Here is a 6,251-nt window from a genome sequence, read left to right on the forward strand (position 1 = left end):
ACCCTTTTCGGACGGAAATCCATGTCTCGCACCTTCGCTTATGTCCGGGTCTCCACCAACGGCCAGACCACCGAGAACCAAGTTCAGGAAATTGAGGCCGCCGGCTTTAGGATCGAGCCGCACCGGATCATCTCCGAGACGGTCTCCGGCAGCGTGGCGATCTCAGCACGTCCAGGATTCACCCGCCTGCTAGATAGGCTTGAGCGCGGCGACATTCTGATTGTCACGAAAATGGATCGCCTCGGCCGAAATACGATCGACGTCAGCTCGACCGTACATAGGCTCGAGGAAATTGGTATCCGGGTTCATTGCCTGGCGCTGGGAGGGGTCGACCTCGCGAGCCCGGCCGGCAAGATGACCATGAACGTCATAAACGCGGTCGCGCAATTCGAGCGGGATCTTCTCATCGAGAGGACCAATGCCGGACTACGTCGCGCGAAGTCAGAGGGAAGGAAACTCGGAAGGCCTACCGCCCTCACCTCCTCGCAGCGCGCCGAAATTAAATCCGCACTGCAAAATGGACAAAAGGTGGCGCCGCTGGCGAAGCACTACAACGTGAGCCGTCAGACCGTCATGCGGATCCGTGAAGCTCTTTCGGCAGTGAAACMCGGCGAAGCTGCCGTCAGTAACCAGCTTCCGATAACTGCACTTCAGGAAACCGCCGGATGATCCTTTCGACCCTGTTGGTTATATGCGCGCTTGCGCCGGCCGAGTCTAAGAGGTGATCGAGGCATTCCAGGATAGCCTTGAGCGTGTGCACGGAAGCGGTCGGCACTCCGGCTCGCCTGTAATTCGGAGGCTGCTTCTGAAACCGGCGATTAAACAGGCGATCGTGGTGAGCGCATATGTTGCGCAGATCGACAAGGCACTCGATCCAGTCTTTGAATATGGCATCTGATGCAACACCAAATTGGCGCGCGATTGCCGTTCGGACAGAGCCTTCTAGACACTGATAAAGCCGTGAAGTGGCTCCGAAGGTCAGAAATTCCTTTATCGTCCAAATCGGGGGCAAGACAGGCGCGCCATAGCGCTGCTTATAATGTCTGGCCCGCTGATCCTTCGATTTCTCGAACACACCGATGAAATATCGAAGTGCTTCGAGATTGGCCGCGGCATCCTTGAACAAGGAGTGATCGTAGTACGGGTGACTACCGTTGGCCTGGCTCAATGCTTCTGACAACGCGTTGCGAAAGAGCAACTCGAAAGTGCCGACTGCGGCAAAGCAGGCGGAGCGAATTTCCATGTCGCACTGATACAAGCGAAGGATATGGTGATAGGTGGTCCCGGGCCGGAAGGGCCGATGAGGTAGGGTCAGGTCGCGTCGGCTGAGAAAGTAAATCCGCAGGCGCTCGTAGCCGACGAGTTCGATCTTGCGGGCTGCCACATTGGGGCGGTTGATGATCAGTCCCTTTGCGCGCAAATGCGCTACTCGTTGAGCAGCTGTAGCGTGCGGCTTCGTAAAGGGAATCAAGGCCATCAAAAAATGAAGAACCGCCCTTTTGCACTCCCCCGAAGAGGACGTGTGGCGGCCCATGACCCAAGTAATTTAGTGCGTCCCCGGCTCAATCGCAAGCCCATTTGTGTGCTAGCGCTGAGTCATTGGTCCCGGCCGAACCGGTCGCGACGGGGGGGCGCCCGCTAAACAACACCTTATACATCTCCGCTCGCCGAGCCGGTTATGGATCGCTTCACCTGAAAGATATCGCCTACATCGGCATCGTCCCGCACACCCTTGAAGGAGGCGTGGCGCAGCTTGCCGTCATTGGTCCAGGCGCGGAACGCGACCTCGGCAGCGATCGTCGGCTCGACCCAGCGTATGCCCTTCTTCGCGACGCCGGCGACAGTAGGTTTCTCGATCAGGATGCTCATCAGTCTACGACGCAGCTCAGTCGCCGACTTCGCCGTAAAGCCCGTCCCGACGCTGCCGACATAGACCAGAGCATTTCCGCGGCGTGCCGCGAGCAGGAGGCGGCCGATCCCCCCAAACGCTGATGCTGATGCCACCCAGCCAATGATGAGAAAGGTCTCAGATTGGACGCATTTGATCTTCAGCCACTCGCCACCCCTACCGGATCGATATGGAGCGTCAACGCGCTTGGCGATGATGCCCTCTAGTTCCATCTCACAGGCTAGCTTCAGGAACGCGGCGCCTTCGGCGTTGACTTCTTCGCTCAGCCGGATCGAGCTGTGCTGGCTCCCAATCAAGCCTGCGAGCATGCTGCGCCGTTCGGCCAAAGGGAGCGCTCGCAGGTCGCGACCGTTGAGATAGAGTAGGTCGAAAGCATAAAGCAGTGCGCCTGCGGCCGATCGCTTGCCCCCTCGCCCACCCAGCGCCTGCTGCAGCGCGCCGAAATCCGAAGCGCCGCGCTGGTCGAGAACCACGGCCTCCCCGTCCAGGATGGCACTATCGACGCCGAGCTCGCGCATGTCATGGGCGATCGTCGGGAAACGCTGCGTCCAGTCATGCCCGCCCCGGGTCAGTATCCGGACCTTCCGGCCGGGCTCTACATGGATGGCGAGCCGGTAGCCGTCCCATTTCACCTCGAAGGCCCATTGATCCCCACTCGGCGGCTTGACGGCCAGCAACGCCAAGCAAGGTTCGACCCTGTCGGGCATAGGATCGAAGGCCAGCGCTCTTTGGCGCGCATCGCGGCGCTTCGGGAGAGGACTTCTGGTGATGTCGACCGCCGGGCCGGAGCGCAAAACGCGACGCGCGCACATTGACGCAACTCCACTCACAACGACTCCGAACTAGCGGCGGCAGGGAAACGTTCCGAGCAAGATCCGGTACGAGCGCGCGTTTATCCGGAACTCTGTGACCGCATTTTCCCGCCCTGAGGAATATGGTGGCTTCCAATCTTGACACCTCAGCCCCGCGCGTTGTTCTAGTTATGTTCTCTTTTCGAGGGCGCGCGCATGCTGACCATCCATCGGCCCATAATCCGGCTTTCGAGGTCGCCATCTCAGCGCCAAGCCCAAGTATTCCCCCTCCCCGCCCGTGCGGTCGCGCTTAGCGCTCCGCTCCTGGTTCAGCTATTCAGCAACAGGGTTTGCGCGGGATTCCCCTCCCCGGCTGATGATTATCTTGATGCTCCGATCGATCTTTCGCGGACGCTTATCAAGAATGCGCCGGCGACCTTCATCATGACGGTTTCGGGCGACAGCGCGATCGACCTGGGCATCTTTGATGGCAGCCTCATCACGGTCGATCGGTCTCTCGCTCCTCGCGACGGAGATCCTGTGGTGGTCGACGTCAACGGCGAGCGAAGCGTGAAAGTGTTTGGGGTCGAGAACGGTCGACCCCGGCTCGTTTTCGGCAATCGCCGCTATCCTGAGTTCAACCCCGGCCCGGATCCAGACATCGAAATCTTTGGAGTCGTCACAAATGCAGTAAGGCGCTTCAGGCGATGACCAGGTCATTCGCCTTGATCGATGGGAACAGCTTTTATTGCAGCTGCGAGCGGGTTTTCGATCCAAGATTAAAAAGCCGCCCGGTCATCGTACTTTCCAATAATGACGGCTTCTGTAATCGGGCCTTTGCCGTCAAGCGAAAACCCACCGCGACGCTCGGTGAAAGGGCGTTCGGGTAGTTTGCTGACATTCCCACAGTGCCGTAACCTTGATGCGAAAGGCTCTCTTTTCGCGGGGGTAATTCTGCGTCGGATTGTTGTGAAACGTGCCGTCATTGGCCTCGCGCTCCTCGGCTTGGCATGGGGCGGCTATTCGCTGATGAACCGCAGCCTACAAAGAGGCACCGTGCCTCAGAAGCTTCAAACGGGTTGGCTCTACACCGAAGGTAGCTGCTCGCTCCTTCTCGGCCACCAAGGTGCATTTTCTTTCAGCCTGAGTGAGCAGACTATCGCGGCGATCAAATCAAAGGGCATCGGCTTCTTCACCGACATCAATAATCCAGACAATCAAGCAACCAGATCGTACTTCCATGGCGAGTGGAAGGAGACGCCTGTCCCGGCATCGTTCTTTTCGGAGGGGCTGCCGCCGAACCTCCATTGTGGTCAGAAGCATTCGTGGCTTTGGCCATATGGGATACCGGAAGCGCTGAAGCGACCAGGCAGCTTCTACCAAGAGTCGGGAACCACACGTCGCCTTTTTGTCCTGCCCGAACTTGGGTTGGTAGTGGGCAGTGCGTCCGATAGATAGGTCGACCCAAGCGCCAGCTAGGGTCGAAAGCTGCCCTCCCTCGACCGAGCGTGATCGTCCGAGGCCGACAGTTTGATAATCTGGGCTCGCACTCACGGGGCTCTTGGCTTCTGTCCGGGGTCGGCCCATCGGCCGCCACAAGATCGCGTTCCGAAAGGAGGCGAGCCTATATGCGACAGCGGGCTTGGCGTTGAGCCAGCTCACCCGTCATTACGGCTTCATCTCCTCGCCCGTCCCCGTGAGGACGATCCAGAAAGACCAGGCGAGCCCGGTCTTACCTCTTCACGGCCGTGCCGAACCTACGCAGTGCATGCCGTGGTCGATGCCGCAGCATTCCCGGTTGCCCTGAAGCGGAATGTCGTACCGTCGACCCACATGCGGTGCATCACCACCGCAATCTTGCGCGCCAGGGCCACCGTCGCTCGCTTGTTGCCTTGGCGATGCGCGACCTTCATACCCCAGGCGCGCAGCACCGACCAACTCTTCACCCGATGCAGCATGACATGGGCTGCCTCGAACAGCATCGACCGCGCCTCGCTGTCGCCGGTCTTCGTAATACGTCCATTTCGGTCCACCTCGCCGGATTGGTGCTTTCGCGGCACCATGCCGAGCAGGGCGCCCACAGATCGGGATTTGGAGAAGCGTGCCGGATCCTCAATTGCGGCGATGTAGGTGAGTGCGACGATCGCGCCGACCCCGGGAACCGTCATCAGACGCCGGCACACTTCATGCTCGCGGGCGATCGCCAGCACCATTCGGTTGATCCGATCCAGGGACCGCAGCATGGCGGTGTGAGCCGCCAGGAGTTCCTCCAGGATCGCGGCGATGCGAGGCAGGTTCGTGGTCAACTCGCGGACACGCTCGGCGAAGGTCCGGCGCTTCGACGTGCCGATCTTGATACCAAAGAGGCAAAGTGAACCCCGGATCTGGTTCTCGATGTCACCGATCTTCAGCACAAGGGTCTTGCGGCTGGTGAGTAGCGTGCGCAGCTCCATCGTGCTGCGCGTCTTCATATGCACCGATCGGAACCAGCCGGTGCGCAACATCTGCGCAAGCCCTCTCGCATCGTTGCGATCGGTCTTGTGGGTCATGGCCGTCATGGCAGCGCGGGCGTGTCGGGCATCCATACAGACGACACCGGGAACGCCGAGCTCGGTCATCCCCTCCGCAAGCCATCCGGCGAGTGCCCCGGTCTCCAGTCCGACGCGTGTGAAGGGAACGCGAAGCTCAGCCAGCCAGTTTGCGATGGCGTCGGGCTCGCTCGGCGCTTTCCCTTCGCGGACCAACCTTCCTTCCTCGTCAACGACGCAGATCGAAGTCTCGGCCAACGACACATCCAAGCCGGCATAGTAGCGCATGGCATTCCGCTCCTGAACGGTGGTCGGATGCCTTCAGGGGCCGACCGAGTTGCACAACCGAGCAGGGTGCCACGATCCGCGACGGTCGCAATCAGCCAAGCCCGATTACACGATCTGCGCTGTGGCTCGCACATCCGAGGCTAAGGCACTCGGCATTAAGATGGGCGAGCCCATGTTCAAGATGCGCGACCTCTGCCGCGATAACGGCGTGGTCGTTTTCTCTTCAAATTATAGTCTCTATGGCGGCATGAGCCGCCGCATGAACGAGGTCTATCAACGTTTCTCCCCTGACATCGAAATCTATTCGATCGATGAGAGTTTTTTGGACGTCGCGCAGATCGAGCCAGAAAAGCGGGAGGAGTTCGCGCGGGACCTGCGATCGTCGGTTTCGACATGGACAGGAATCCCCACGTGCGTCGGGATCGGCCCCACCAAGACCCTGGCGAAACTGGCCAACAAGATCGCCAAATCCACTCCGCAATTGCTGGGGGTATGCGACCTGACCAGCGCTACCGCTCGGGAAGAATGGCTGCCCCTTGTCGAGCTCGGCGACATTTGGGGTGTCGGTCCGGCGAGTCAGGCGAAGTTAATGGCGCTAGGCTRCAGGACCGCGGCGGATGTTGCATCTGTCAACGGCGGCCGGATTCCAGGCCACTTGGGCGGAGCAAAACCAGGCCAGCGCTGGCGATGTGAGACGATAAGCCAAGGGCCCCGATCGGGGCCCTTGGCTTATCG

The 6,251-nt window shown here is 60.0% G+C and carries 7 protein-coding genes and 1 pseudogene; 5 read left to right on the forward strand and 3 right to left on the reverse strand.

Annotated features, from left to right (window positions below; translation table 11 throughout):
* The first annotated feature begins 21 nt into the window (after positions 1-21).
* Positions 22-669, forward strand: coding sequence for a recombinase family protein (locus AC1DRP_RS33960; RefSeq protein ID WP_476770835.1), 648 nt, complete (start codon positions 22-24; stop codon positions 667-669).
* On the opposite strand, the gene AC1DRP_RS33965 is transcribed toward AC1DRP_RS33960, so the two are convergent.
* Together AC1DRP_RS33965 and ligD are read right to left on the reverse strand one after the other, a co-directional pair.
* Positions 623-1,477 carry an Abi family protein gene (locus AC1DRP_RS33965; RefSeq protein ID WP_476770829.1) on the reverse strand — a complete coding sequence of 285 codons (855 nt, stop codon included), beginning with the start codon at positions 1,475-1,477 and terminating at the stop codon, positions 623-625. The two genes, AC1DRP_RS33960 and AC1DRP_RS33965, sit on opposite strands and share 47 nt — an antisense overlap.
* A gap of 173 nt (positions 1,478-1,650) precedes the next feature.
* Positions 1,651-2,592: a non-homologous end-joining DNA ligase gene (gene ligD / locus AC1DRP_RS33970; protein WP_476770830.1), complete on the reverse strand. Its 942-nt coding sequence runs from the start codon at positions 2,590-2,592 to the stop codon at positions 1,651-1,653.
* 324 nt (positions 2,593-2,916) lie between these two features.
* On the opposite strand from ligD, the gene AC1DRP_RS33975 reads away from it, so the two are divergent.
* The 3 genes and pseudogenes from AC1DRP_RS33975 (at position 2,917) to AC1DRP_RS33985 (ending at position 4,158) form a co-directional block, all read left to right on the forward strand.
* Positions 2,917-3,411: a LexA family protein gene (locus tag AC1DRP_RS33975; protein WP_476770831.1), complete on the forward strand. Its 495-nt coding sequence runs from the start codon at positions 2,917-2,919 to the stop codon at positions 3,409-3,411.
* Positions 3,408-3,521: pseudogene (locus AC1DRP_RS33980) on the forward strand (Y-family DNA polymerase); the annotation flags it as partial. The gene AC1DRP_RS33975 and the pseudogene AC1DRP_RS33980, both read left to right, overlap by 4 nt.
* Before the next feature lie 148 nt (positions 3,522-3,669).
* The gene (locus AC1DRP_RS33985; RefSeq protein WP_476770832.1) at positions 3,670-4,158 is read left to right on the forward strand and encodes a hypothetical protein; all 489 of its coding nucleotides are present in this window, start codon (positions 3,670-3,672) and stop codon (positions 4,156-4,158) included.
* Positions 4,159-4,457: 299 nt separating this feature from the next.
* Here AC1DRP_RS33985 and AC1DRP_RS33990 read toward each other — a convergent pair whose 3' ends face one another.
* Complete coding sequence (locus tag AC1DRP_RS33990) at positions 4,458-5,516, reverse strand: IS110 family RNA-guided transposase (RefSeq protein WP_476770833.1); 1,059 nt, start codon at positions 5,514-5,516, stop codon at positions 4,458-4,460.
* Between the two features lie 172 nt (positions 5,517-5,688).
* On the opposite strand from AC1DRP_RS33990, the gene AC1DRP_RS33995 reads away from it, so the two are divergent.
* Positions 5,689-6,251 (forward strand): Y-family DNA polymerase (locus AC1DRP_RS33995; protein WP_476770834.1); only part of this gene is annotated, 563 nt, incomplete at its 3' end.

Source organism: Allobosea sp. 01N443, from assembly GCF_056399325.1.

Coding starts and splice junctions, on each gene's coding strand:
- AC1DRP_RS33965 (WP_476770829.1), bottom strand. CDS start 1,477: ATGGCCTTGATTCCCTTTACGAAGCCGCACGCTACAGCTGCTCAACGA.
- AC1DRP_RS33975 (WP_476770831.1), top strand. CDS start 2,917: ATGCTGACCATCCATCGGCCCATAATCCGGCTTTCGAGGTCGCCATCT.
- AC1DRP_RS33990 (WP_476770833.1), bottom strand. CDS start 5,516: ATGCGCTACTATGCCGGCTTGGATGTGTCGTTGGCCGAGACTTCGATC.